We start from the raw sequence: 26,404 nt of genomic DNA on the forward strand, positions 1-26,404 counted from the left end.
AGAGGTGAGCCGGGCGGACGCTGGTGTCGTCCGCCCGGCGCTGGCAGTTCGGCGAGACGAAGCTGTCGAAGATGGCGGGTGCGGTGAGGCGCCGGCTGCCGGAGCCGAACGCGGTGGGGCGCGAGCTCACGGAGCCGAGCGCGTCACCGGCACCCTGCGGAGGCGATCACTCCGGGATGTTCTCGTCCTTCCATGCGGTCCAGTCCTCGGCGTTGATGTTGTCGCCGGCCTGCTCGACGTACTTGGGCCACTCCTCCCGGAGCGCCTGCCCGCGTTCGATGAGCTCGGTGTTCTTCGCCTCGGCCTCCTCGGACCACTTGCCCTGCTCATCGAGGAACCGCACCAGACCCGGGTGGAACGGCACCTCGGTGGGTTCGACCTGCGCCTTGTCCAGTCCCCAGCCCGGGGTTGTCTGCGTCACGTCCTTGTAGCCGTCGAAGTTCTCGTGCAGCGCCGTGGCGAGAGCATGGACTTCCTCTTCAGGGGTGTCCGCCATGGTGATCATGGGGACCGCGTAGTAGAGGCCGTACGTCTCCTCGCCCTCCTCCTGACCGGGGCCGTTCGAGAAGGTGTCGATGTACGTCGACGGTGCGATCTCCTCCACGCGGTCGGCCGCCTCGCCCTCCGGTTCGCTGAGCTCGAGCCAGCGCACGTCGACGGCGGACTCCAACTCGAACAGGGAGGAGCCGTAGACCTGCTGGTACAGGGCGTCGATCTGCCCGTTCTGCAGGCCCTGGGCCTGGTCGCCGTAGCTGATGTTGACGGGCTCGACATCGTCCCAGGTGAGTCCGCCGTAGGCGAGGATCGCCTCGGTCTTGTTCTGCACCGAGGGATTCGCAGTCGCCCGGGCGACCTTCTTGCCCTTGAGGTCCTCGACGCTCTCGATGCCGGAGTCGGCCCGGACCATGAGGCCGTGGGGCGCGGTGGGTGCCCAGGTGACCTGCACGTCCTGCGGTCCCCAGTCCGGGACGGCGAAGTCGTAATCCGCCTCGAACGCGTAGATGTAGGCGTCGCCGGTGCGGGTGTAGCCGGCCTGCCCCTCGCGCAGCGGGGTCAGCTGTCCGATCGCGGTGTCGGAGGGGACGATGCGGATGTTGGCGCCCTCGGCACTCGTCAGCGCCTCGGCGACGGCCGCGGTGTCCGCGTAGGTCGAGGTGCCGGTGCCGTAGGTCGACCAGACCATCTGGGACGGCAGTCCGCTTTCGGTGGTCTGTGTCTCGCCGTCGCCGCACGCCGTGAGGGTCAGCGCCGCGGCAAGCGCCATGGCTGAGAAAGTGAGGATCTTCTTCATTGAATGGTCCCTAGTGAGTGCTGAAAGGTCTTCACCAGCGTAGGAGGCTGAGCGCCGGTGTGAAGTACCTTACATCATTCGTTACCTGACTGAAACAGTTCCGCGATTTTTAGTGTCCTGAAGGTATCAATCCTGGCGCGGGTGAGTCATTATCGTGTGAGTCCTTGTCGAAAGTGCAGGTCACTGGAGCAGTGCCGTGAGCTTCTCGAACACCCGGCCGACCGCCGAGCCTTCGTCCTCCTGCCGCATCGTCATCCACGACTCGGACCTCACCGCCGAGGCGCCCAGCCGGGTGGCGGTGAATCCCTCGCCGGTGTCCGCGATGATCGCCGGGACCAGCGAGACCCCCAGCCCCTGCCGGATGAGCGAGATCACCGCGTTCCACGTGGTCGTCTGATGGGTGACGCGCGGAGTGAAGTCGGCCGCGCGGCAGACCGACATCACCTTTTCCCAGTAGTGCGGCGACACCTCCCGCCGGAAGATGATGAACGGCTCCTCGGCGACGTCGGCGAGCGTTCGAGCCGGCCGATCCGGGTGCGTGCACAGGCGGAACTCCTCGCTGGCCACCCGGACCGAGGTGAGGTTCGCGGACTGCGCGGCGCTGTGGCCGCAGGCGATGTCGACCCCGCCCGAGTCCAGCTGCTCGAGCTGCTCGGCCGTGGTCATCTCCACGATCTGCACCCTGATGCCCGGTCGCTCGCTCTCGATCGCCGTGACCGCCTGCGGCAGCCCGCGGAGGAAGAACGTCTGCACGCACCCGATCGTCACGCTGCCCGTGATCCCGGCCGCCAGGTCCTCCGCTCCCGAGCTGAACCGCTCCGCCGCCGCCAGCAGGTGCTGGGCCCGCCGGCGCAGGATGACGCCCTCGCGCGTGAGTGCCGTGCGGGGCTTGCGCACGAACAGCGTCAGCCCGAGCTCGGACTCCAGCTTCCTGATCTCGCTGCTGAGCGCCGGCTGGGAAATGTGGAGCGCCTCGGCGGCCTTCCCGAAGTGCAGCAGGTCCGCCAGCACCGTGAAGTAGGAGAGCCGGCGCATGCTGAGCTGGTTCTGGTTCATAGGCGAAGATTATCTTCTGATCGAGAACTTGTATTGGAGGTTATGGGCGTCACCTGCCTACGCTCGAGGCGAAGCATGACGAGACGAAGGAGTCATCCGATGAGTGTGCAGACCGAGGCGCCCGCTGTTCCGGCATCGACCTCGCCGGTGCCCGACAGCTGGGGGATCAACCGGTTCACCGACGACCGCTCGATGGAGCAGCTGCTGCCGCTGTACCTCTCCGAGGAGCTTCGCGCCCATCTGGTGCCGCAGTTCGAGGAGCTGGGCGCTCGGCTGGGCGGTGAGCTCGACGAGCTCGCCCACACCGCCGACCAGAACCCGCCTGTGCTGGAGCACCGCACTCGCCGCGGCGAGGACCTGCAGCGGATCGACAAGCATCCGGCGTACCAGCGGCTGGAGGAGGTGGCGTTCGGCGAGCTCGGGATGGCTGCGATGAGCCACCGCGGGGGAGTGCTCGGGTGGCCGGAGCCGCTGCCGCCCGTGGTCAAGTACCTGACCTTCTACCTGTTCGCGCAGGCCGAGTTCGGGCTCGAGTGCCCGGTGAGCATGACCGACGCGCTGACCCGCACACTGCGGAAGTTCGGCGACGCGGAGCTCGTCGAGAAGTTCATCGGCGGGCTGACGAGTCAGGACCTGGGCGAGCTGACGCAGGGTGCGATGTTCATGACCGAGCAGGACGCCGGCTCCGACGTCGGCCGCACGGTGACGACCGCGACCGACAACGGCGACGGCACCTGGTCGCTGACCGGCGAGAAGTGGTTCTGCTCCAACGCCGACGCCGGCCTGGCCCTCGTGCTCGCCCGGCCGGAAAATGCGGCGCCGGGGATCAAGGGGATCGGTTTGTTCCTGATGCCGCGGGTCCTCGACGACGGCATCCCGAACCGCTACCGGATCGTCCGCCTCAAGGACAAGCTGGGCACCCGCTCGATGGCCAGCGGGGAGATCAGCCTGCAGGGCGCGACCGCCTACCTGGTGGGCGATGTGGGCCAGGGCTTCAAGCAGATGGCCGACATGATCAACTCCTCGCGGCTGTCCAACGCGGTGCGCTCGGCCGGCATGATGCGCCGCGCCTTCGGGGAAGCCCGCCACGTCGCCCTCAACCGCGAGGCGTTCGGCCGCCGGCTCATCGATCTGCCGCTGCAGCGCCGCCAGCTCATCAAGATGCTCGTGCCCTCCGAGCAGGCGACGTCGATCTTCCTCCACACCGCGGACGTCTTCGCGAAGGCCGACGCGGGAGACACCGAGGCGGCGTCGGTGCTGCGCATCCTCACCCCGCTGGTGAAGCTGCGCGCCTGCCGCGAGGCCCGCAAGGTGGCCGGTGATGCCATGGAGGCCCGCGGCGGAGTCGGCTACATCGAGGAGTTCGGCGACGCGCGGATCCTGCGCGACACCCACCTCGGCTCCATCTGGGAGGGCACGACCAACATCATCGCGCTCGATGTCGTCCGGGCCGCACACCGAGCCGAGGCGCTCAAGCCGCTCATCGGCCACCTCCAGCTGCTGCTCAGCGAGACCCGCGGGCTGGATTCCGTGCGGGTGACGCTGGAGGAGCAGCTGTCCCGCGTCATGCACGCCGTCGAGCGGTTGGCCGGTGGGGCGCACGAGGCGCAGGTCCGGCAGATCGCAACCGCGCTGTACAACATCACCTCGGCGGTCGTGATGTTCTCGGAGGGCGCGCGGATCGCCGAGCGGACCGGCGACCACACCCGGCAGGTGCTCGCCGCGATGGTGCTGCGCCACCGGATCCTGCCGCAGGACCCGCTGGCACCCATCGAGGAATCGGCCGAGCTGCTCGACGCCCTGATCCGACAGGAGCCGGTGTCGGCGGAGGCGGCTGAGCGGTACGCGGCTGAGCTGCAGGGGAGCCTGTGATGGCGGGGGAGACGTCGGGTACCGGTGGGGCTGTGGCCCCTGGGGGAGCTGTGACGGGCGGAGGCGCCATGTCTGGCGAGGCGCGCGGAACCGACGGAGGTCGCGGAGCCGGCGGGTGGGGCTCGCTGGCCGGGCTCAAGGTCGTCGATCTGTCGCGCGTGCTCGGCGGGCCCTACGCCACCCAGATCCTCGCCGACCACGGCGCCGAGGTGATCAAGGTCGAACCGCCGCAGGGCGACGAGACCCGGCACTGGGGGCCGCCGTTCGTCACCGAGGGCGTCGCCTGGTACTTCGCCGGCGTCAACCGCAACAAGAAGAGCGTCGTCCTCGACCTGCGCGGCGACGAGGGGCGGGCCCGGCTACTCGAACTGCTGTCGGACGCGGACGTGCTCGTCGAGAACTTCAAGCCCGGCAGCCTGGAGAAGTGGGGGCTCGGCTACGCGGAGGTGCTCTCGCAGCGGTTCCCCCGCCTCGTGCACTGCTCGATCACCGGTTTCGGTGAGGACGGCCCGCTGGGCGGACTGCCCGGTTACGACGCGGTCGTCCAGGCCGAGGCCGGACTCATGAGCGTCAACGGGACCGCGGAGAGCGGGCCGACGCGGATCGGCATGCCGGCCGTCGACATGATCACGGGGCTGAATGCGGTCAACGGCATCCTCATGGCGATCCATGAGCGGGGGCGCAGCGGGCAGGGCCAACGGGTCGAGACCACCCTGTTCGACTGCGGCATCTCGGTCATGCACCCGCATATGCCGAATTACTTCGCCTCGGGCAAGGTTCCGGAGCTCACCGGCAACGACCACCCGAACATCGCACCCTACTCGACCTTCCGGACGGGAAGCGGAGATGTCGCGATCACCGTGGGCAACAACGGCCAGTTCGCCAAACTGTGCGAGTACTTGGGCATTCCCGAGGCGGCCGCTGATCCGCGATTCGCCGAGAACTCCGACCGGTGCGCCCATCGCCCGGAGCTGCGGAAGCTGCTCGAGGACGCGATGGCGGATTCCGACGCCGCGACGGTTGCTCAGGGTCTGATGGCCATCGGCGTGCCGTGCGGGGCGATCAACACTGTCGATAAGGTCGTCGAGCACCCGCATGCGGTGCACCGGAAGATGTTCGTGGAGTTCGATGACGGGTACCGGGGTGTCGCCTCGCCAGTGAAGATGTCCCGGACTCCGGCTGAGTATCGGCTGCCACCTCCGCGGCATGGGGAGCACACGGACGAGGTGTTTTGGGTGGATATGCGGGGGTGAGGGCTGTCGGCGGGGGAAGATCGACTGAGCCGAGAAACCCGCCCGCGTCGTGGGTAGCAAGGATGCTTACGCATCTCGGTTTATGATGTTTATGCGATCAGGCTTCCGAACATGTCTCCGCCGCTTTCGACGAGCAGGCCCACGGCTAGTCTTGATGGGATTGGAGCTCACCAGAGACTCCTTTAACGCCTTGCAGTTATTGGCTTCGTCAGAGGCCGGGCGTGCGCGAGAGCACAGATGGGCAAGGTAACGCTACGCATCCCATTACTAACCGCCTCGTCGAAATTGTATGGGAATCGCGGACTGTCACAGAGCTACCTTACGCCAGCCTCATAGCACTTCCGGGCTAGCAAAAATGTTCCACGGAACGAGAGCCCGCGCCTTCTGTAATCGAGGAACGACTACGCTCTTGTGAACTGCTCGCTTAGCCAGGGGGAAAGTTGAAGATTGAGGACCTAGCTGACACCATCCAACCATCCCGAACAGCATTGTTGTTTGGGGCGGGAACGTCGATTTCATCTGGTGCTCCAACTGGTCGGGCACTGAGTGCTACCTTAGCGTCGAAGCTTGGGCGGGACCCGGGGGAAGAGCTGTCAGAAGTGGCCCAAATTTTTGAGAATCGGTTTGGTCGGTCGCAATTGACCAAGCTGGTTCGTGAAAGCTTAGAGAAGCTGCAGCCCGCAGGTGGTCTTCTTGCTCTCCCCAACTTCAACTGGTTAGCAATCTACACAACCAATTACGACACCCTTATCGAGCAAGCGTACAAAGAGCGCGGTCGGGATCTTAGCGTTTATCGATCAAATTTCGATGTAACAAGGCCCCGCGGTTCTATAACCCCGCTTTATAAAATCCACGGATGTGTCACTCAAGACGCTGGGTCGGGACACAAGAGCAGCATGCTGATTACGGAAAGCGACTACGACGACTACGACAAGTATCGCCAGACCCTCTTCAACGCTTTACAGACTGATATGTTCACCGCAGATACTTTGATAATCGGGCAGTCGTTGAACGACCGCCATTTGAAGGATTTGGTGAAGCGGGTATGTAGTCTGAGGCAGGAAGGCGTGCAAGCGCGCGTGTTCTTGATGGTTCACGACTATGACGAGGACAGAGCTTCTTTGTACACTCGTCTCGGCGTGGAGGTTGTGCAGGGCGATCTTGAGGACGTTCTGCGGAGCCTTCTCAGCACTAGTCGTGCTGAGAAGAGCCCGGTTCACTCAAGTTCTTCGGACGCTGACGAGTACTTAAGCACGGAATTGCTTCTGACCTGTCTAGACGTGCGTCATGCTTCGCAGCTTCCAGCTAACCCGGTCCAGCTGTTCAACGGCACACCAGCGACATACGCAGACATCGCTCAAGGCCACACCATTAATCGAGCTGCACTTAGTCGTTTGGAGAATGCGAAGAGTGGATCCCGCGGTTATTTTATGGTGGTCAGCGGCGCGCGAGGTGTTGGAAAGACGACCATGGCACGTGCGTTTATGCTCCAGCGGATGAAAAGAGGTATGCCTGCGTGGGAGCACCTGTCAGACCATCCCTTAGACGTGGGAGCATGGGTTGCTGTCGAGGCTAAGCTTCGGCAGCAAAACAAGGACGGGATCCTCTTCGTCGACGACTGTACGAGGCACCTGAAATCCGTCAATCGCCTCGTCGAGCACCTGAACTCATTAACTCGGCCTCATCTGCGGATACTGGTTACGGCGGAGAGTTCCAAATGGCGGGTGTCCACAAAATCTCGTGGGTTTTTCTCCAAAGGAAGCCTTATAAAGCTCTCAGTTCTGGAGAGAAGCGACATTGACGAATTGGTGAATCTCGTTGATCGACGACCAGAAATCCGGAGTATGGTTGAAAGTCGCTTCCTGGAACTGAGTCGAAATGAGAAGATCCGTCGTCTTCGGGACAAGTGCAGCGCCGACATGTTCGTATGTTTGAAGAACATATTTGCCAACGAAAACCTTGATAACATTCTTCTGCAGGAGTATTTCGAGCTGTCGAGCGAAGCGCAGGAAGTCTATAGGCATGTCGCTGCAATCCAAGCCATGAGTGGCCATGTGCATAGACAATTGATCATGCGGATTTTAGGTATTGGAGCCACTGGGCTGGACGCACTTCTCAACCAGCTAGAGGGAATCGTTTCCGAACATACAATCAATGGAAAGCAGGGTATATACGGGTGGAAGACACGGCATGACGTGATTGCTGCCACCATCGCTAGGTGGAAGTTCGCGGACCAGGATGATCTGCGCGCGTTACTGTTTTCGCTAATCGAAGGACTCAATCCCTCCGTATACATCGAGCTGGAAAATGCTATTGCGATCGCTACCGATGATTGGGGAATTAATCGTCTGACCAATTTGAGTGATCAGATCGGCCTCTATCGGGCATTGATCGAGACTATCCCAGGGCATCGGACTCCTCGGCGCCGCCTGATCCGCCTGTTTTTGAAGAATGACTTACTGGCCGATGCAGAAAATGAGATAGTAAAAGCGGAGCGAGTTTTGGGCAAGGATGCTGTAGTCTTGCGCCATAAGGCTGTGCTGACGTTGCGTAAAGCAGAGCTGACGCCCGCGATAGCTGACGGTGATCGAAAGGCCATGCTTCAGGATGCCGAAGGGATCATTCGCCGGTGCATAAGAGATTTTGACCACGACTTGTATAGCTACAGAACTTTAGGCGATATTGGTCTTGTTTTGGCTCAGAACCACGGCGAATTCTATGCGTTCGACGATGCCATTGCCTATTTGCGGGAGTATGAGGCGTTCAACGGCGACCCGGAAATCGCGCAAGTTCGTAGAAATCTGGAGGGCAGGATGCGGGCGATCGGGCTTGAGCCATATGCTGTGGGTGCGGACTCAGAGGAGACCGCGACTAAACTTGCCGAGGGCGATTAAGGCGAATTGGGTAAGACCTCAGTTGGGCCGTGGTTTCTCGCGTGGCCTAAGCTTGAGTCGCCGTTCGCTCGTGGCTCGACGGCGTGCAAGGTGGGGCGCCCGCGCAGGGGTGCTTAGCAAGCGAGCGTTCGGCCTTAGTCCAGGCGCATCTCAGGCTGAGTCGCGGAAATCTACGGTTCCGGACAGAGCACGATCGTACTCAGGCATTTCCTTCGATTGTGCCTTCGCGTTTCGTTCCTCACCCCGCCTGAGTCTGGAGCACCTCCCGCTCGAGGCGGGCGTAGCTCGCCTCCATACCGTCTGCCATGCCGGTGCCGAGGATCATCTCGCGCAGTTCGGCGTTGAGGTAGGTGGAGAGCAGGGTCAGGAGCGTGCCGCCGTCGACCTCGGTGAGTGTGAGCTCGTTGGTGACTGGGGTGCCTTCCTGGCCGATCATCGCCTCGGTGGTCACCGCGCGGTGCGGAGGGGAGATCTCCAGCACCTCCCCGGTGAAGCCGAAGCGCTCGCCGCCGCCGTCCTGCTCCCATTCGTACCGGTAGGAGTCGCCCACTGTGGTGCCGACCTCGCAGACCGGCATGGTCCAGCCGTCCGGCCCCAGCTGCCACCTGCTTAGCAGCTCCGGCTCGTGGTGGGCGTGCCACACCTGCTCCTTGGAGCCACGAATGACGCGGCTGATGCGGGCCTGGTTCTCGCCGATGAGCTGGGTCTGCACGCCCTGGCCGGCGGCGAAGGACTGCAGGTCCGCCAGCACATCGTCCATCTGGCTCATCGCCGACAGGGTGCCCTCGTCCATTCCCATCTTCAGCAGCTCCTCGAGCTCCTCGGCGCTGTTGAAGTAGGAGGTGGAGGTCAGCCGCGACCCGGAGTCGGTCTGCTCGAAGGTGAAGACCGCGCGCATGGTGGGCAGTTCGGTGTTGCGCGAGCCGTCCTCCTTCCGGAAGCCGTCGAGCACCTCGATGGTGCGACCGGGGTCGACGTCGAGGAACTCCCAGTAGCCGGGGTACTGCTCGCCGTTGGGGCCGGTCATGTAGTAGTGCGACTGGCCTCCGGGGAACATGTCGTGGCGGGTGAAGGTCGCCGGGTAGCCGACCGGGCCCCAGAACTTCTCCAGTTGGCGCGGGTCGGCGTAGGCGTCCCAGAGCCGGCGGACCGGGACGGGGAACTCGGCGACGATCGTCATCGTCAGGGCGTTGGGATCTTTGGTGACAGTGGTGACGGGCATGGCTCTGCCTTTCGGAAGAGTGCTCAGTCCGAGTCCTCGGCCAGCAGGGAGTCCAGGCGGTCGATGCGGCCGCGCCAGATCTCCTCGTACTGGTTGAGCAGGGACTGGGCCGTGCGGATGGTGTTCGGATCACCGCGGACCAGGCGTTCCCGGCCGTGCGGCTGCTTGGTCACGAGCCCCGCCGCTTCCAGGACGGAGACGTGCTTCTGAACGGCCGCGAACGACATGTCGTAGTCGGCGGCCAGCGCGGAGACCGTGATGGCCTCGGTCAGGGTGCGGCGGACGATGTCCCGACGCGTGGCATCAGCGAGGGCCCGGAAGATCCGGTCGACCTCTGCGTCGCTGAGTGCCTGTGCGCTGGGACGGTCCACTGCTGCTCCTGACGGTTCCTGGCCGCATCATCATTGCACAACCAGATGGTTGTACATTACGCCTGTGGCGTGGAGCACGTCAAGAGGGTGCTGCGACGGTGACACGGTCGCGACCTGGCCGAGGCGCTTCGGGCGCGGTGACACGGTCGCAACCTGGCCGTGGCGCCTCGGCCGCTGTCGGACAGGAGGAGGTGGGGCAAGGGTTCACTTCGGCGCAACTTCGGCGTCATGCGGGCCGGAAAGAGTGGCCGTCGGTCCCCACCCGCTGCCTCCCCAGGAGAATCATGCCTCGCCTCGGCCCTGCCGCGCTCGCCGCCGTCCTCGCCCTCAGCCCCGTCATCGCCGCATCCCCGGCGGCAACGCAGACCGCGATCGAGGTCGGCTCGGATGCGGAGATCGACATCAGCCGGCTCGTCCTCAATCCGACCACGACACCCGGCACCTCCGTCGCGGTGAACTTCTCGGCGCCGCCGGCGCTGAGCTACACCATCGAGCTCGAGAACCCGGACGGAGCGATCAGGGCCGTCACCACTCAGCGCGACGGGTTCTACCTCGTCAAGCACACGTGGTCGGCGGTCATCGAGGGGTTGGAGCCGAGCACCGAGTACCGCTACCGGATCGTGCAGGACGAGACGACCGCGGGCGACTGGCACTCCTTCACCACCGCCGCTTCCGACGCCGAGCCCTTCGAGTTCCTGTACTTCGGCGACGCGCAGGAAGGGCTCGACGACGAGTGGCCGCCGGTCATCCGCGCCGGCTTCGAGTACGCGCCGGATGCCGCCCTGTCGCTGCATTCCGGTGACCTCGTCAATTACGCCAACATCCAGTCCGAGTGGGACGACTGGTTCGCCGCCCTCGGCGAGGATGCGGCCGGCCGACTGGTGATGCCGGTGCCGGGCAACCACGAGACCTACGTCGACCTGGACATGAGCCACTTCCGGCAGAACTTCACCCTGCCGCGCAACGGGGTGACGGAGGAGACCTCCTACTACTACGACTACCAGGGGGTGCGGTTCGTCGGACTCGACGGCAACCGGGACCTCCAGGCCCAGGCCGACTGGCTCGACGAGGTGCTGGCGGACAACCCGCATCCGTGGTCGGTCGTCACCGCGCACCAGCCCGTCTACTCGACAGCGGTCGGACGCAACGAGCCCGAGGTGCGCGCCGCCTTCGGCCCCGTCATCGAGGAGCACAACGTCGACCTCGTGCTCCAGGGCCACGACCACACCTACGCGCGCGGCCACCACAACGACAGCGTCACCGACGAGGAGGGCGTGACCGACGGGCCGGTGTACGTCGTGTCCAACGCGGGGCCGAAGTACTACCAGCAGCAGCCGGTCGACGACAACACGTGGACCCAGAACGACGCCACGCAGGTGGTCCGCCACGGGCAGACCTCCACCTTCCAGCGGATCACCGTCGACGGGTGCCGCCTGGAGTACACCTCCGTGATCGGGGCCAAGGGCGCGAGCTCGACGACGGACCTGGGAATCGGCGAGGTGCTCGACCAGTTCTCCATCGATCAGTGCGACGGCGGCAAGCGGGTGTACGACGGACCGGTCGCCGACGACGGGCTGGACGAGGAGGTGCCCGAGGAGCCGCTGCCGGGCGAGGTGTCGCCGACTCCGGACCCGACCGGAACCCCGACCGACGAGCCGCCGGTGGTCGAGGAGACTCCGACGCCGGAGGAGACCTCCCCGGGACCCGAGGAGACGCCGGGATCCGAGGAGGCGCCGGGATCCGAGGAGACGCCGGGAGCCGAGGCGCCCGACCCGACGGATTCCGGGTCGCCGTCCGAGACCCCGGGTGGTGAGTCGACCGACGACCCGGGTGACGCCTCGGCGGATGACGAGCCGACGGACGACCCGGGTGACGGTTCGGCGCATGGCGAGAGACCCACTACCGAGTCCCCGTCACAGGACGAGCCGGCGCAGGCAGGCGGTGGCGATTCCAATGCCGGTGACTCCGGCGACGAGGCCGGCGGCGGCGACTCGGACGACGAGGCCGGTGGCGGCGATTCCGGGACCGGAGATTCCGTGTCGCTCGACCCCGATGACACGGATCCGCCCGGGGCCGAAGGCACACTGCCGCGCACCGGCAGCAGCGTCGGTTCGGCGCTGGCAATCGGACTGGGACTGGTGGCCTTCGGCGGGGTCCTTCTCATGCTCCGCCGCTTCCGTCCGTGAAGTCGCCGGGAGCTGATCGAGGCCTAAGCGGAAGTCACCGAAATCAGATCGAGGCGTCAATGAGAGAGATCGCAGTACTCACCAGCGCTCCTGCTGCCGAACAGGCTCGTCCCGGTAACAGGAGCGCTGTGCGAATGTCTGCGGTCACGCGAGGGGATTCGGCTGGAGCGGCCCGACCCACGCTGTCGGACGATCGCTTGACTGTCAGATGGCGAGCTGGCCACCGTCGGCGACGATCTCGGTGCCGGTGACGTAGGAGGACTCATCGGATGCCAGGAACACGACTACTGAGCTGACCTCGTCGGGATTGCCGAAGCGCGCCAGAGGAATACTGGACTGCGCGATCTGGTCGCGCAGCGCCTCTGGAACGGTGTCGATGAGCATCTTGGTGAGGATTCCGCCGGGGTGGACGGAATTCACTCGGATGTTGTTCTTTCCGTACTCTGCCGCGACGGCCTTCGTCATGCCGCGCACTGCGAACTTAGCGCTGGTGTAGGCCAAATTCGGGGTCCCGGGCTTGTGCTGGAATCCTGCGGTGGAGGAGATGTTGATGATGGAGCCACCTCCCAGCTGGAGCATCCCGGGGATCACCGCACGCATGCCGTAGAAGACACCGTGCTGGTCAATGGCAATTGTTCGCTCGTAGTCCTCATCAGTGAATTCGGCAGCCTTGACTTCCGGTCCTGCGTAGCCGGCATTGTTGACGAGGACGTTCGGGGTACCGAACGATTCCGTCGCGGCGGCGATGACCTCGTCCCAGGACGCGGGATCGGTGACGTCGTGCTTGACGAAGATCGTGTTGTTGATCTTGTCGGCAACTGATTGGCCGAGTTCGGCGTTCAGATCAGTGGCGACTACTTGTGCACCCTCGGCGGCCAGTCGCTGAGCATGAGCTTCACCCATTCCCTGTGCTGCTCCAGTGACGATGACTATTTTTCCATCCAGTCGTGACATGTATGCCTCCATCCGAGTTGATCGATTCGGGGATGGAATTCCACCCCGAGTTCCACTCTAGGAGTGAAAGGCGGTTCTTGCCCTGAACAGCTTGAGTACTTGGAAGTTGCGTTCGTCGCCGTGGGTAACGATCTCAGTGCCGGTGACGCAGGATGTTGAGCCGGCGGCGACAATGGCGGGCTCAGTCCTCGGCTGCTGCGTCGTCCTGGGACTCCGCGCTCTCCTGACGCCCGGTCCCCTCCTGGAACCCAGCGTCCTCCCGGGAAGCGCTCGCGACTGACGCCGCAGTGCCCGCCGGCAGGCTGCCGGGGTCCGGGCTTCCGGCGTCCTCGGTGCTGCGGCCGCGGCGGGAGCGCGCGGCGAGGGACAGACCCAGCCCGCCGACCACTGCAGCCAGGCCCGCGCCCAGCAGGCTGACGTCCGCACCGGTCCGCGGCAGGTCGCCGGACCCCGCCGGAGGGCCCGCAGCAGGGCGGGAGGGGGTGGTGCTCGGCGTCGACCAGCCGCCCGGCTGCGCGGTGTCGGTGGGGCGCGGACGGCCCGGCCGCGAGCTCTCGGTGGGACGCGCTGTCGGCCACGCCTCGGTGCCCGAGGGAGAGGGCGAGGGCGCGGCTCCCGGGGGAGGCGGGGTCGACTCGCCGCCCGACGGGGACGGTGCCGGCCCCGTGGTGGCCGGCGCCGTGGGGGTGCCGGGAGGGGCGGGCGCCTCGGGAGCGGGGCTGCCCGAAGGAGCGGGGCTGCCCGAAGGAGCGGGACTGGCCGGCGAAGTCGGGCTGTCGGACGGAGCGGGACCAGGCGACGGGACGGCGCACGCAGCCTGCCGCGGCTCATCGCTGCGCTCACCCAGCGGCCCGTCCGCCCGGCTGGCCCGACGGCTGCCGGCCAGCGTCTGCCAGGAGGTCCGGTGGCGTGGCCGGTGCTCGGGATCCAGCAGCGGGTTCGGGGTGAACTCCGTCGGCGTCTCCGTCAGGTAGTAGTCGGCCTGCACCCGCTCGGGAGTGACGTCGATGATGACGAAGCCGTGTCCGATCCCGTCCATCCACCGCAGGTGCGGGTTCAGCGCCCGCAGCACGAGGGAGGCTGTCGTCGTCGCGGTCACGGAGGCCGTCGCCGACTGGAGCGCGCTGCGGATGATCTCGTAGAAGCCGTCGCTCGTCACCGACGGGCACACGAACTCGACCCCGGCACGGGTGGGCGAGGCGAGCGGGTGGAGCACTTCCGGGACCGGAACCGGTTCGGCGATGAGCGGCGGGATCGGTGAGCCTTCGCGAGCGGCCGGGGCCGGGGAGTCCTCGGGCGAGCGGGTGGGCGGGTTCGCCTCGGCGGCCTCTTCCGCGGCCGCCGGGTACATCTCGACGACCCCGTCGAGCATCTCCTCGGCGTCGGCGATGAGGTCCTCGACCCACGAGGAGTGGATGTCGCCGGTGAGGACGACCGTGTCGCCGGCCGACGCCGGCTGCCGGGCCATGTGGGTGAGCAGGCGCACCTGATCGGCCCGGTAGCCGTCCCACGCGTCGGCGTTGATCATCACCGAACCCTGGACCGCGCCCATGTACTGGCCGGGCCAGGCCAGCGGGGAGACCATCACCTGGTTCCCGATCAGGTGCCACCGCCGAGGCGCCTGCAGCCCGTCCTGCAGCCACGCCATCTGCTCAGGATCCATGATCTGTCGGTTCGGGTCGTTGATCGCCCTGTCGGTCTCCGGGTCGCCGAGCACCACGAACGAGCCGACCTGCTCCGAGCGGTGCTGCCGCGTGTCGATGACCGAGAGGTCGGCCAGGTTGCCGTAGGTGAAGCGCCGGTGGAACGCGGTGCCGCGCCGCGCGGTGTCCGGCTCGACCCGGATCGGCAGCCACTCGGCGTAGGCGCGGAACGCCGCCGACATCCGGCTGGAGTAGTCGCCCTCACCGGGGTCGTGGTTCTCCGCGCCGCCCGACCAGGCGTTGTTGGTGATCTCGTGGTCGTCGAACACCGTGATGAACGGGTGCCGGCGGTGGGCCTCCCGGAGGTCCGGGTCGGCGCGGTACTGGGCCAGGCGCAGCCGGTAGTCCTCCAGCGTGACGGTCTCGTGCGCGGGGGAGTGGTCGCGCTCGCCGACGAGCTCCGCCGGGCCGTAGCGGTCCTCGCCGTTGCCGTACTCGTAGAAGTAGTCGCCCAGATGCAGCACGAAGTCGAGGTCGTCGCGCTCGGCCAGCGCCCGATACGACCCGAAGTAGCCGGCGGTGAAGTTCGAGCACGACACCTGCGCCAGCCGCAGCGCGTGGGTCTGCCCGGGCTCGTCGGGGGCGGTGCGCGTCCGGCCGACCTCGCTGACCTCGTCGCCGGCGCTGAAGACGTAGAAGTACTCCGTGTAGGGATCCAGGCCGGTGACATCCACCTTGACGATGTGATCGGAATCCGGGGACGTCGTCACCTCCCCGGTGGCGATGGCGGTCGTGCAGTCGGCGGTCGGCGAGACGGTCCACCGCACCACCGTGGGCGCTCCCTGTCCGGAGCCCGGGACGGCCGGCTTCCCGTTCACCCGCGGGGAGTAGCGGGTCCAGATGATCACCGAGGTGGCCGTCGGGTCGCCCGAGGCGACCCCGTAGCCGAACGCACCCTCGCCCGCCGGGACCGAGGCGGCCGCCCGGTCGACATTGAACCCCACATCGCAGCCGCGCCCAACGTGCCGAACGCGCCGGTCTTGAGCAGCGCGCGCCGGTTGAGGGGGAACGCGGTGATGGCTGATCCGGGTTCTGCGGCCGTCGTGGAGGGGGAGCCGTCGCGGGGTGGAGTGGCCGGGGAGCCGACGCGGGGCGGAGTGGGCTCTGCTGAGGGGCTGAAGGAGGGGGTGCTCACTCGTGCCATTCCACTGTGCGGTCCTCATGCAGTCAAAGGACTCCCGGTGCCGGTGCCGAGGCTTCATTTAGGTGTCACCTGCGAGGTTCGGTCGTTACCTGCCGGTCACTTGTGCTGAGGGGAGGGGGCGGGGCCGAGGATGTGGACATCGCGTGCGGGTTCCTAGTGCTCGAATTGCCGGAGGGGCGGAGCCAAGGAATTGGGCATCAAGTGCCAGTTCCTCATGCTGGGTTGCTGGAGGGGCGGATTCGCTGCCGGGGTGGCTACGATGGTGTCGACTCGTCCGCGCTGCTGCGGATGCCCCCGCGCTCCCACTGAAGGATCTCCCGTTGACTTCGAACACCCATAACTCCGAGTCTCCGTCGCCCGATGCTCCGAATGGCGCTGCAGAGGCGGCCGCTGGAGCGCAGGGGGTAGGCGCGGTGTCCGGTGCTGTGCCGGGTCCGGCAGGCATCGGCGCGATGCCGGGGGCGCCGGGAGCCGGCGCGGTGCCCGGCCCGATTGGAGTCGGTGCCACCTCGGCAGTTGGGGCGGGTGATGACAAGGCGGCGGGCGCCTCGGGCGCGGAGGGCCAGCCGAAGACCATGGCCGACCTCAAGCCGTGGAAGGGCAAGGCCACCCGGGTGGACAAGGTCCTGCTCACCATGATCTTCGTGGTCCCGGCGTTCTACCTGGCCATGATGCCGCTGCGGCCGTTCATGATCGCCAACCAGCCGATCCTCCTCGAGTTCCTCACCGGCGCGAAGACCGCGATCGTGGGTGCCGCGGCGTACGCGCGGGTGGGCGAGCTGCCGCTGTGGCTGGTGGTCTTCGCCGGGTTCGTCGGGATGGCCAAGTTCGACTGGCTGTTCTGGCTGGCCGGGTACCGCTGGGGCGACGGCATCCTCAACATCTTCACCTCCACCGAGCGGCAGCGCCGGCAGGTCGAGCGGTTCCGGAAGCTGCCGAGCTGGCTGCTGTTCCTGCTCGTCGCGGTCAGCCGGATGCCCGGCGTGCCCGGCACGCTCATCTGGCTGGTGGCCGGGTGGAACCGGATGAAGCTGTGGCAGTTCCTGCTGGCCGACTTCATCACCTGCATGCTCCTTACGGTGGGCGTTGCCGCGCTGGGGTTCTCGCTGGGTCAGGCCGCCGTCGACGTCATCCAGACCGTCGACCGCTACGCGCTGTGGATCAGCCTGGTGCTGATCGTCGGGGTCGCGGTGTGGTCGGGGATCCGGGGCGGCAAGGCTGCTGCGCAGGCGCAGGCGCAGGCGGCAGAGAAGGCGCAGGGCTGAGGGCGCGGGCTGGGGACGAGGGCTACCCGGTGAGGCCGGGAGTCGCGGTGTGAGCGTTTGGGCGTGAATTGTAACGTTCGAACATTGTTCGATTGCTCAGATCGTTCTCGACAGCAGTGGGTTGTCCACGTCTTCCTTTAGTTCAGCGACCGCTTGCTGGAGTGCCGTAGCCGCAGCTTCCCGCTGAACGACGATTCTGGCGAGTTCGCCACTGTATACGTCCGTGGCTGCACTGTGAACGGTCATCTCGGAGAGCGCAGTGTTCGCTCGCTCGGCTCGCTCGATCTCCTTTAACCGGCGCTCCTGATCGAGAATGTCGGCGATTGCTCTTCTGTACCTGATCAAGCCGAGAGTCAAGTTCTCGTGCGCTTCTAAGATCTGCTCGAGAAGGTGTCGTGAACGCTCGAGGACGAACTCACCCTGGGGCGCAAGTTCACTCGAGTTCTCCGCGATCCCGAGGAGCTGGTTGAGAACCATGATGAGCTGGTCATTCAATTCGATCTGGTGATCCAGATGGGGGTGATGCCGAAGGATGGAACGGACGTCCTCGAACTGCTCGATCAACTGAATGTAGTTGCTCAGCATTCGATCGTAGAGGGACCACATCGACCAGTCTCGGCCCTTTGTGCCGTATTCCGGAAGGTATACAACATGGTGAATGAGGGGGTCACTTGCTTCCAGCTCGTGCAACTTGCGTCGCCAATGGCGGTAGTAGGCGATCGAGGCGGCAACGATTGCTGCTGCGAGGAGCAGCATGACGAGGCCTCCGATGATGACGCCCTCGACGAGTGAAATGCTGAAGGAGATGGCAAGAACACCGAAAGCAATTGCGGGAATAAGAGCCAGAGTCTTCAGTCGGTCGCGATGCTGCTTTAGACGCCGGTAGTATTCCGCCGAATGCTTCGGACCGTGATGGAAGTGGGTCGGGCCGGTGCGCTGATCGTACCGAGCGGAGACTTGTTCAATTCGCCCCAAAGCCAATCGGTGCTCCAAGATCCGGACGCGCACCGAGCGCGGCGAGGTTAGAGTCAGGCCACGATGGCGGCTTAGGTTGCGCATAGGCTGTAATGAACTGTCCCGCCCTGATGCTTCCTGCATTACTCATCCAATCGACCGACCCTGGCAACTCTGCCTCATCGACCAACCTACTCTTGTGCCGCTGAAAGTAGCACTGTCTGAACGCTGAGCGCGAGAAACCTCCCCGGCCGACTCCGCATCGATCCCGTCAAACCTCGGCTGATCATCGTCTGACCGGAGTCAGTTGGAGTTGCGGGCGACTGGTAGCGCCTATCACGCTAGTCTCCCGGTATGGAAGCAGCTGGCACCACCCTCGTCTGGCTGCGCGATGACCTGCGCATCGCGGATCACGCAGCACTCACCGCGGCCGTCGACCATGCTGCCAGGAGCGGGACCGCAGTCGGGAGCGTCGTCGCCGTCTACGTCTTGGATGACGCGTCCGAAGGGATACGTCCCCTGGGCGGCGCAACGCGCTGGTGGTTGCACCATGCACTGACCGCGCTCGCGGACGACCTGGCCGCCCTCGGCATCCCGCTGCTGCTGCGCCTCGGCGACCCTGCCGTCATCGTTCCTGAGCTCGCCGAGGTGCTGGAAGTCGACCGGGTGCATTGGACGCGGCGCTACGGCGGGCCCGAGCGCGCCGTCGACGCGCGGATCAAGGAGATGCTCACGAGCGCCGGTTTCGCCGCGCACAGCTACCCCGGCCACCTGCTGCACGAACCGTGGACCGTGCAGACTCGCTCCGGTGGCCCCTACAAGGTCTTCACCCCGTTCTGGCGCGAGCTGCGCAGCCGCGATCAGGACCCACCCCTGCCGGTGCCGGAGCCGCTGAGCTCGATCCGTTCGGCGCGGGCGTGGCTGGCCGACTTGGGGATCGCGACCGGCGACCTCGCCGAATGGGGCCTGCTGCCCACGGCACTGGACTGGGCCGGCGGTCTGCGCGATGCCTGGAATCCGACGGAAACTGCCGCGCACTCGCTGCTCGCCGACTTCCTCGCGGACCGAGTCGACGACTACCCGCGAGGGCAGGACCTGCCCGCGGAGAACGGCACTTCGCGCCTGTCGCCCTACCTGCGCTTCGGCCAGATCAGCCCGCGGCAGGTGTGGGATGCCGTTCATCGCACCGCCCTGGGGGAGGGAGCGGAGACCTACCTCTCCGAGATCGGCTGGCGGGAGTTCTGCTGGCACCTGCTGTTCCACTTCCCGGACATGCCCCACTCCAACCTGCGCCCGCAGTTCGACGCCTATCCGTGGCGGACCGCCGCCGAGGCGCCCGAGGAGTTCCGCGCCTGGACGCAGGGCCGGACCGGGTTCGGGCTCGTCGACGCGGGGCAGCGGGAGCTGTGGGCGACCGGGCACATGCACAATCGGGTGCGGATGGCCTCGGCGAGCCTGCTGGTGAAGAACCTCGGCATCCACTGGCGCGAGGGCGAGGCATGGTTCTGGGACACCCTCGTCGACGCCGACGCCGCCTCGAACCCGGCGAACTGGCAGTGGGTCGCCGGCTGTGGGGCGGATGCCGCGCCTTACTTCCGGATCTTCAACCCGGAGCGCCAGCGCGAGCGATTCGATCCGGGGGATGTCTACACTCGGCGGTGGGTTCCGGAGTATGGGACCGACGACTACCCAGCGCCGATCGTGGATCTCAAGGCCTCCCGCGCGGACGCGCTGGCGGCGTACGCGGCGCTGAAGTAGGGGTCCAAGAGACTCTGCTGAAGAGGGGGACGACGAGACCGCAAAGGTCGGATCAGGGCGTTACCCGAGGGGCCTTCCCGTCCAGCGTGGCCAATCGCGCCTCAAGCGATTCCCGGAGGGTGTCCATCTCCGCGCGGGCGCTGCGGGCGTGGCGCACCATCATCCAATCCCCCGACTCCGGCCGCAACAGCGCCGCGAGGATGTCTGCGCTCACCCGCACCGGCAGCAACGACAGCAGCTCGAACTTCGCGGGGGTCGCCCGGATGCCCCCGCGGCGCATCCGGCGCACCCTGTCACGGAACGTCCGGGCAGCATCTTCCATGAGCCCGCGGTTGTCGGCCACCTGGCGGTGGTCGGCATCACCGGCAGCGTTGATTGCATCGGCGAGCGCCGAGACGAACGCGGCGTGCGTGAGCTGCCACGCGGACATCCGGTTGCTCATCGCCGTGGGGAATCCGGCCGCCCGGAGCTGCGCCGCGAGGATCCGGACTCGGCCTGTCCGGGCGCCGTGCGGCTCGCCCAGTGTGGTGCGCTGCATCCCCGCCGGTGTCGCCCGCGCGTTGAGTACACCGCCCTCGCCGAGCCACCCGGCAGCGCCAGGGAACGCCGGGAGTAGCCGCCCCTTTCCAAGGAGTTCGATCCAGCCCGCATAGTCGCCTGCACAGTTGATCATCGTGACGATCGAGGGGCTGCGCGCCCCCGCGGCCAGGCGCAACGCGGCCCCGGCCTGCTCCAGGCGGACGGCCACCAGCACGTAGTCGAAGTCCTCATCACGCGGGACATCGGTGAGCACCCGCACCGGAACCGTGTCAATCTCCCCGGCTTCGCGGATACGCAACCCGCCTGCGAGTTCCGCGACCCGCCTGCCGCGCGCAACCAGACTCACCTCGCACCCGGCCGCAGCGGCCAGCTTCGCAGCGTAGAGGCTCCCGATGACTCCGGCACCGACCACCAGCACTCTCATGCTCAAAGCATGGCACATCGGCCCTCACGCCGGCCCGCCCGTGGCACAGGGGTTACGCGGCTCTTCACAGACAAGAGTGGATGAGTGGGCGGAAGCCGCGGAGGTGTTCGAGAGTGTCTAGCTGGACACGTTGCCGGCATTGGTCGAGCTTCTCCCCGGCCAGCGCCAGAAGGGATGGGCAGCCCATCTCACGGTCAGTCAGCTGCGCCCGCGGCCAGCGCCTGCCGGCGGCGGACCGCCTTTCCGGAGAGCGCACCGCCGATCGCGGTCATGCCGACGATGATGGCGAACATCAGGCCGATCACCCACACGGTGTCGCCCAGGCGGGTCTGCAGCAGCAACGCCAGCGAGGGCACGAAGCCGCCGATCAGACCGGCGATGTTGTAGGACACCGCAACACCGGAGTAGCGGTGGCTGTGGTCGAACAGCTGCGAGAGCAGGGTGCCCAGCGGCCCGTACGGCAGGCCGAGCACGCCGATCCCGAGCACGATCGCCAGCGCTGCGAGCACCGCGCTGCCGGAGCCGAGCAGGAAGACGATCGGAATCGTCATCAGCAGGGCCACGATTCCGCCGCCGGTGACCACCTGGGCCGGGGTGAAGCGGTCGGCCAGTCGGCCGCTGATGATGATCGCGATGCCCTCGGCGACAGCGCCGACGAGGGTGGCGGTGAGCACCAGCCACGGGGCCATCTCCAGCACGGCGGTGCCGTAGTTCACGGCATAAGTGGTCATGAGGAAGAACCCGCCGGAGGCGAACAGGCTGGTGATGATGACCAGCACGATCTGCGGCAGCGAGGTGCGCAGCAGCTCCGCGATCGGCACCTTGGCGCGCTTGTCCTCGCCGGCCTTCTGCTCGCTCTGGAGCTGCTGGAACACCGGCGACTCCTCGACCTTCAGGCGCAGGTACATCGCGATGGCGAGCATTACGAAGGACAGCAGGAAGGGGACTCGCCAGCCCCACGACATCAGCGCCTCCTCGGGGAGCAGGGTGACGAGCGCGACGATGCCCGAAGACATCACGGTGCCGATCGGGGAGCCCAGCTGCGGCATCGCGCCGTAGATCGCCCGCTTCTCCGGCGGGGCATGCTCGACGACCATGAGGATCGCCCCGCCCCACTCGCCGCCCAGCGACAGGCCCTGGATGAACCGCAGGGTGGCCAGCAGGATCGGCGCGGCCACGCCGATCTGGTCATAGGTGGGCAGCAGGCCGATCAGCCCGGTGGCCATGCCGATGATCGTCAGCGTCGCGATCAGCGTGGCCTTGCGGCCGAACCTGTCGCCGAGGTGTCCGAAGATCAGTCCGCCCAAGGGCCGGGCGACGAAGCCGATGGCGAAGGTCAGCAGCGCGAGCACGGTGCCGGCCGCTCCCGGCAGCGATGGGAAGAACAGCTCGTTGAAGATCAGCGCCGCGAACAGACCGTAGAGGAAGTAGTCGTACCACTCCATCGAGGTGCCCAGCAGGGAGGACACCGCTACGCGCCGGAGCTCCTTCGGGTCGGTCGTCGGGGCGGGGGAGGCCGCGCTGCGTGATGGCTGGGACGCCATTGATAGTCACCATTTCCGGATCATCGTCGTTCAGGGCACAGTGATCGACCATAACAGGGTGGCTGTTCTCCGCAATTTGAAAAGGGGTGCTCGTTTCCCGCAACGCGAGTTGCGGGATCCGCGTGCTTGAGGCGCGGGTGGGGCTGCCCCGGATTTCTTCCTCCATGCACGAACCCCTAATATGTGAGTCGCTTGTGAATGGGGTCACCACCGGTGCGCCAAGTCACGGTGCAGTGGTAACGGACAACCCGAAAGGCTTACAACGTATGGACCAGGTCCAGGCTGTCCTCGACAGCATGAGCAGTTTCGTCTGGGGACCCTTCTTTCTGATCCCGCTCCTGCTGGGCACCGGGCTCTATCTGACGATCCGCCTCGGCGGCCTGCAGTTCATCAAGCTGGGGGCCGCGCTGCGGCTGGGAATCCTCAAGCGCAAGGATGCCGGCTCGGAGGGCGACATCTCCCAGTTCCAGGCACTGACGACCGCGCTCGCCGCGACGGTGGGCACCGGCAACATCGTCGGCGTGGCCACCGCGATCGGCATCGGCGGGCCGGGCGCCCTGTTCTGGATGTGGGTGACCGGCCTGGTCGGCATGGCCTCGAAGTACACCGAGGCGTTCCTCGCGGTGCGCTTTCGCGGCACCGATGCCGCCGGGGAGAAGTCGGGCGGACCCCAGTACTACCTCGAGCGCGGCATCAGGGGACCGATCGGCAAGATCCTGGCGCTCTCCTTCGCGGTCTTCGCCGCCATCGCCTGCTTCGGCATCGGCAACATGACGCAGGGCAACTCGATCTCCGCCAACGTGGAGAGCAGCTGGTCGATCCCGACCTGGGTCACCGGCATCATCCTGACCGCGTTCACGCTGATCGTGCTCGTGGGCGGCATCAAGTCGATCGGGCGTGTGACGGCCGGCTTCGTGCCGATCATGATCGTGTTCTACGTGCTCGGCGGCCTGTACATCCTGCTCGTCAACATCGTCGACGTGCCAGCGGCCTTCGCCCTGATCTTCACGGACGCCTTCACCGGCACCTCGGCGGTGGGCGGATTCGCCGGCTCCGCGCTCATCATCGTGATCCAGTTCGGCGTGGCCCGCGGCATGTTCTCCAACGAGTCCGGCATGGGATCGGCCGCGATCGCAGCCGCTGCGGCGCAGACCTCGCACCCCGTCCGGCAGGGCCTGGTGTCCATGACGCAGACCTTCATCGACACCATCATCGTCGTGTCCTTCACCGGCCTGGTCATCATCACCACCGGCACCTGGGACGACATCGACCCGGAGACCGGCGAGCAGATCGACGCCGCGCTCATGACCGGCGAGGCGTTCACCCATGGTCTGCCCGGCGAGTGGGGCCACTGGATCGTGACGATCGGGCTGGTGATGTTCGCGTACTCGACGATCCCCGGCTGGGCCTACTACGGTGAGCGCAACATCGAGCGGCTGTTCGGGCGCCGCGGAGTGATGCCGTTCCGGATCGTGTTCTCGCTGGTCGTGTACATCGGCTGCACCGTGGAGCTGGCGCTGGTGTGGGCGTTCTCCGATGTGATGAACGGCCTGATGGCGCTGCCGAACCTCATCGGCCTGCTCGTGCTGTCCGGTCTGGTTGCCCGCGAGACGCGCCACTACCTCAAGAACGACCCCAAGCTGGAGGCGGGCAAGGAGCAGATTGAGGCGTTCATGGCCGATCAGCCCGGTTGGTCGCAGTGGAAGGCCGGCGACGTCATCGGCTCCTCGCACAACTACCCGGGCGATGAGGCGCGCACGGTGCGCCGGGAGGTGTAGGTTCTGCCTGCTCTGAGCCCACGATCCAGTGGTCAGAGAAGTCCGATATCCACGATCTGGTGGTCAGAGACGTTCGAAATCCAGGATCTGGTGGTCAGAAAAGTCCGCTATTCATGCCAGATAGCGGACTTTTCTGACCTTCAGATCTTCTTCTGATCTTCGGATTCGCACTGTTGTGACCACGAGGATCTCCTAGCTCCTGGCTCCTGCCGTCCTGAGGTCACTCGTCGGCGTTGTGCTCGTCGGAGTGGCGGCCCCTCCTGCGGTCGTCCTCGACCTCGTCGAGTGCATCAGTGCCTTCTTCCGTCCTGCTCTTGCGCTCCTGATAAGCCGCCTCGCCGGGCCCGGCGAATTCCCGATTGCGCTCGATGGCTGCGAAGGTGCCTGTGAACATCGAGGCGTCCTGACCGGCCTTGGCGAGAGGAGTCTGGCCGGTGCTCGACTGCTCCCCGGCTCCGGCCCCGGCCCCGGCTTCAGCCCCGGCCACGGCGCCGGCCTCTGCTCCGGCCCCGGCTTCGTCCCCTTCCCCGGCGGCCTGGCGCTCCGACCGCGGCCGGTACACCTCTCCGGGGTGGATCACCGGCAGCCCGGTCCGAACCGGAGCGGGCTCGTTGTACTCACCGCTGCGCGGGCGGCGCCACTGCTGCTCCTCCGACTCCGCCGCGGACACTGAGCGATGCGGTGCGGCGCCGTTGGGCTCGGTCTCGTAGACGTACGCGTTGTCTGCTGAACGCGCGGGAGCCGACGCGCGGCGGCCGGCCTCGTACCGGGCCGCTTCGTCCCGGCGCGAATCCTCCCGGTGCGTTCCGTCGCGGCCCGCTCCGCCGCCGCCCGCTCCGGCCGCCGTCGATCCTGCCCCGGACGTGTCCTGGCGTCCTGATCTGTCGAGCGCCAGCACCGTCCCCGGAACCGCCTCGGTGACGCGCTGGGTGACGAGCGCCTCCGGGTGCTCGCTGCGCAGATAGTTGACGAAGTCCTCGCGCACCAGGCAGCGCAGATCCCAGAGCTCGCCCGAGTTGCGCGCCGACACCACCGCGCGGATCTTGACCAGGCCGCCGATCGCCTCGGTCATCTGCATCGAGCACTCCCTGCCGTCCCACAGCTCGGTGGAGGCCAGCAGCTCCCTGAGCCGGCTGCGCATCGCGTCGAGGGGCACGCGCCAGTCGACCTCCATCTCCACCGTGCCGATGATCTCCGATCCGGTGCGGGTCCAATTCTCGAAAGGGGTGGTGGTGAAGTAGCTGGAGGGGTAGATGACGCGGCGGCCGTCCCAGATCTTGACGACCACGTACGCCAGCGTGATGTCCTCGATGGTTCCGAAGGTGCCCTCGACATCCACGACGTCGCCCACCCGGATCGCGTCGGTGAAGGCCAGCTGGACACCGGCGAACGCGTTCGTCAGCGTCGACTGCACAGCAAGACCGGCGATCACCGACAGGATGCCCGCCGAGGCGAGCAGGCCGGCGCCGACCGCGCGCACCGCGGGGATCGTCAGCAGGATGACCGCGATCGCCACCACGATGATGACCGCCTGGAGGACGCGCCGGATCAGCACGGTCTGGGTCTTGATCTTCCGGCCCCTGCGGTCCTCCATGTCCGCGGCCTGATACTTGTCCAGCAGATTGCCTTCGACCAGCCGCACGATCCGCAGTGCCAGCCACGCGAATGCCGACACGATTCCCGCCAGCAGCAGGAAGTTGACCATGGTGAACCACCCGTAGTCCGCGGCGGTCAGCCCCAGGGCGATTCTGATGGCGATCAGCACCAGGGCCATCATCACCGGTAACCGGCAGCGGGCGATCTGCTTGCGCAGCGTCGGCTGCCGGCGCAGGACGACGCTGATAAGCAGGGCCGCCACGATCGTCAGCGCGACGGCTGCGACCACCGCGATCGCCACGGACAGGAGGATTCCCCAGAACGCGCCGATCGCCTCGACGGTGCCTTCGGCGCCCTCCTGAACGGAGTCGGGGACGTTCTCCGAGATGTCCTCGGGCACTCCGGTCTCATCAGTGGCGGCCGGCTCGGCTTGAGCCAGAAAGGCGAAGGGGTTGCTGGACGACGGCGCGGTGGAGGGGCCTGCGCTCAGCAGAGCGGGCGCGGTGAGGGCGAGTGCGGTCAGGCTGGGCATGGGGCCACTGTGGCACGTGCGACTCCGGCCAACCTGGAAAACCAGTTAAGGGACGGTGAGACCGGCG

Annotated in this window: 17 protein-coding genes; 7 read left to right on the forward strand and 10 right to left on the reverse strand. The window is 66.3% G+C overall.

Annotated elements, in window-relative coordinates:
- Nucleotides 1-166: 166 nt before the first annotated feature.
- Together LXN01_RS11990 and LXN01_RS11995 are read right to left on the reverse strand one after the other, a co-directional pair.
- Nucleotides 167-1,291, reverse strand: a complete 1,125-nt coding sequence (locus LXN01_RS11990; protein ID WP_236865454.1) for a TAXI family TRAP transporter solute-binding subunit — start codon at nt 1,289-1,291, stop codon at nt 167-169.
- A gap of 180 nt (nt 1,292-1,471) precedes the next feature.
- A complete protein-coding gene (locus LXN01_RS11995; protein ID WP_236865456.1) occupies nt 1,472-2,347 on the reverse strand; it encodes a LysR family transcriptional regulator in 876 nt (291 codons plus the stop codon).
- Nucleotides 2,348-2,446: 99 nt separating this feature from the next.
- Here LXN01_RS11995 and LXN01_RS12000 point away from each other — a divergent pair, with 99 nt between their 5' ends.
- The 3 genes from LXN01_RS12000 (at nt 2,447) to LXN01_RS12010 (ending at nt 8,366) form a co-directional block, all read left to right on the forward strand.
- Nucleotides 2,447-4,219, forward strand: coding sequence for an acyl-CoA dehydrogenase family protein (locus LXN01_RS12000; RefSeq protein WP_236865458.1), 1,773 nt, complete (start codon nt 2,447-2,449; stop codon nt 4,217-4,219).
- A 68-nt stretch (nt 4,220-4,287) separates the two neighbouring features.
- On the forward strand, nt 4,288-5,472 hold the full coding sequence (locus LXN01_RS12005) for a CaiB/BaiF CoA transferase family protein (protein ID WP_236865460.1): 1,185 nt from the start codon (nt 4,288-4,290) through the stop codon (nt 5,470-5,472).
- A gap of 440 nt (nt 5,473-5,912) precedes the next feature.
- Nucleotides 5,913-8,366: an SIR2 family protein gene (locus LXN01_RS12010; RefSeq protein ID WP_236865462.1), complete on the forward strand. Its 2,454-nt coding sequence runs from the start codon at nt 5,913-5,915 to the stop codon at nt 8,364-8,366.
- 238 nt (nt 8,367-8,604) lie between these two features.
- Here the strand turns inward: LXN01_RS12010 and LXN01_RS12015 are convergent, their stop codons facing one another.
- Entirely contained in the window at nt 8,605-9,588 is a 984-nt protein-coding gene (locus LXN01_RS12015; RefSeq protein WP_236865464.1) for an SRPBCC family protein, read from the reverse strand.
- A gap of 23 nt (nt 9,589-9,611) precedes the next feature.
- The gene (locus tag LXN01_RS12020; protein WP_236865471.1) at nt 9,612-9,959 is read right to left on the reverse strand and encodes an ArsR/SmtB family transcription factor; all 348 of its coding nucleotides are present in this window, start codon (nt 9,957-9,959) and stop codon (nt 9,612-9,614) included.
- A gap of 284 nt (nt 9,960-10,243) precedes the next feature.
- Between LXN01_RS12020 and LXN01_RS12025 the strand changes: the two genes are divergently transcribed.
- Complete coding sequence (locus LXN01_RS12025) at nt 10,244-12,145, forward strand: purple acid phosphatase family protein (RefSeq protein WP_236865473.1); 1,902 nt, start codon at nt 10,244-10,246, stop codon at nt 12,143-12,145.
- Between the two features lie 204 nt (nt 12,146-12,349).
- Here LXN01_RS12025 and LXN01_RS12030 read toward each other — a convergent pair whose 3' ends face one another.
- Together LXN01_RS12030 and LXN01_RS12035 are read right to left on the reverse strand one after the other, a co-directional pair.
- On the reverse strand, nt 12,350-13,099 hold the full coding sequence (locus LXN01_RS12030) for an SDR family NAD(P)-dependent oxidoreductase (protein WP_236865475.1): 750 nt from the start codon (nt 13,097-13,099) through the stop codon (nt 12,350-12,352).
- Nucleotides 13,100-13,280: 181 nt separating this feature from the next.
- The gene (locus LXN01_RS12035) at nt 13,281-15,746 is read right to left on the reverse strand and encodes an alkaline phosphatase D family protein (RefSeq protein WP_236865478.1); all 2,466 of its coding nucleotides are present in this window, start codon (nt 15,744-15,746) and stop codon (nt 13,281-13,283) included.
- 520 nt (nt 15,747-16,266) lie between these two features.
- Between LXN01_RS12035 and LXN01_RS12040 the strand changes: the two genes are divergently transcribed.
- Nucleotides 16,267-17,211 (forward strand): DedA family protein, encoded by a 945-nt coding sequence (locus tag LXN01_RS12040; RefSeq protein ID WP_236865480.1) that lies wholly within the window; start codon nt 16,267-16,269, stop codon nt 17,209-17,211.
- Between the two features lie 96 nt (nt 17,212-17,307).
- Here the strand turns inward: LXN01_RS12040 and LXN01_RS12045 are convergent, their stop codons facing one another.
- Nucleotides 17,308-18,309 (reverse strand): hypothetical protein, encoded by a 1,002-nt coding sequence (locus LXN01_RS12045; protein WP_236865482.1) that lies wholly within the window; start codon nt 18,307-18,309, stop codon nt 17,308-17,310.
- A gap of 210 nt (nt 18,310-18,519) precedes the next feature.
- Here LXN01_RS12045 and LXN01_RS12050 point away from each other — a divergent pair, with 210 nt between their 5' ends.
- The gene (locus LXN01_RS12050) at nt 18,520-19,923 is read left to right on the forward strand and encodes a cryptochrome/photolyase family protein (RefSeq protein WP_236865484.1); all 1,404 of its coding nucleotides are present in this window, start codon (nt 18,520-18,522) and stop codon (nt 19,921-19,923) included.
- A gap of 52 nt (nt 19,924-19,975) precedes the next feature.
- On the opposite strand, the gene LXN01_RS12055 is transcribed toward LXN01_RS12050, so the two are convergent.
- Together LXN01_RS12055 and LXN01_RS12060 are read right to left on the reverse strand one after the other, a co-directional pair.
- Nucleotides 19,976-20,887: a ketopantoate reductase family protein gene (locus LXN01_RS12055; protein WP_236865486.1), complete on the reverse strand. Its 912-nt coding sequence runs from the start codon at nt 20,885-20,887 to the stop codon at nt 19,976-19,978.
- Nucleotides 20,888-21,081: 194 nt separating this feature from the next.
- Nucleotides 21,082-22,431 carry an MFS transporter gene (locus LXN01_RS12060; RefSeq protein WP_236865488.1) on the reverse strand — a complete coding sequence of 450 codons (1,350 nt, stop codon included), beginning with the start codon at nt 22,429-22,431 and terminating at the stop codon, nt 21,082-21,084.
- A 266-nt stretch (nt 22,432-22,697) separates the two neighbouring features.
- Between LXN01_RS12060 and LXN01_RS12065 the strand changes: the two genes are divergently transcribed.
- The gene (locus LXN01_RS12065) at nt 22,698-24,209 is read left to right on the forward strand and encodes an alanine/glycine:cation symporter family protein (RefSeq protein ID WP_236865489.1); all 1,512 of its coding nucleotides are present in this window, start codon (nt 22,698-22,700) and stop codon (nt 24,207-24,209) included.
- 220 nt (nt 24,210-24,429) lie between these two features.
- Here LXN01_RS12065 and LXN01_RS12070 read toward each other — a convergent pair whose 3' ends face one another.
- A complete protein-coding gene (locus tag LXN01_RS12070; protein ID WP_236865491.1) occupies nt 24,430-26,337 on the reverse strand; it encodes a mechanosensitive ion channel family protein in 1,908 nt (635 codons plus the stop codon).
- Nucleotides 26,338-26,404: the final 67 nt, after the last annotated feature.

The organism is Brevibacterium daeguense (assembly GCF_021729135.1).
Lineage (GTDB): Bacteria > Actinomycetota > Actinomycetes > Actinomycetales > Brevibacteriaceae > Brevibacterium > Brevibacterium daeguense.

What these genes read in the sequence shown, in the direction of transcription:
- LXN01_RS11990 (WP_236865454.1), bottom strand. Translation starts at nt 1,291, where the DNA reads ATGAAGAAGATCCTCACTTTCTCAGCCATGGCGCTTGCCGCGGCGCTG.
- LXN01_RS12060 (WP_236865488.1), bottom strand. Translation starts at nt 22,431, where the DNA reads ATGGCGTCCCAGCCATCACGCAGCGCGGCCTCCCCCGCCCCGACGACC.
- LXN01_RS12015 (WP_236865464.1), bottom strand. Translation starts at nt 9,588, where the DNA reads ATGCCCGTCACCACTGTCACCAAAGATCCCAACGCCCTGACGATGACG.
- LXN01_RS12065 (WP_236865489.1), top strand. Translation starts at nt 22,698, where the DNA reads ATGGACCAGGTCCAGGCTGTCCTCGACAGCATGAGCAGTTTCGTCTGG.
- LXN01_RS12030 (WP_236865475.1), bottom strand. Translation starts at nt 13,099, where the DNA reads ATGTCACGACTGGATGGAAAAATAGTCATCGTCACTGGAGCAGCACAG.
- LXN01_RS12005 (WP_236865460.1), top strand. Translation starts at nt 4,288, where the DNA reads ATGTCTGGCGAGGCGCGCGGAACCGACGGAGGTCGCGGAGCCGGCGGG.
- LXN01_RS12045 (WP_236865482.1), bottom strand. Translation starts at nt 18,309, where the DNA reads ATGCAGGAAGCATCAGGGCGGGACAGTTCATTACAGCCTATGCGCAAC.
- LXN01_RS12050 (WP_236865484.1), top strand. Translation starts at nt 18,520, where the DNA reads ATGGAAGCAGCTGGCACCACCCTCGTCTGGCTGCGCGATGACCTGCGC.
- LXN01_RS12055 (WP_236865486.1), bottom strand. Translation starts at nt 20,887, where the DNA reads ATGAGAGTGCTGGTGGTCGGTGCCGGAGTCATCGGGAGCCTCTACGCT.
- LXN01_RS11995 (WP_236865456.1), bottom strand. Translation starts at nt 2,347, where the DNA reads ATGAACCAGAACCAGCTCAGCATGCGCCGGCTCTCCTACTTCACGGTG.
- LXN01_RS12070 (WP_236865491.1), bottom strand. Translation starts at nt 26,337, where the DNA reads ATGCCCAGCCTGACCGCACTCGCCCTCACCGCGCCCGCTCTGCTGAGC.
- LXN01_RS12000 (WP_236865458.1), top strand. Translation starts at nt 2,447, where the DNA reads ATGAGTGTGCAGACCGAGGCGCCCGCTGTTCCGGCATCGACCTCGCCG.
- LXN01_RS12025 (WP_236865473.1), top strand. Translation starts at nt 10,244, where the DNA reads ATGCCTCGCCTCGGCCCTGCCGCGCTCGCCGCCGTCCTCGCCCTCAGC.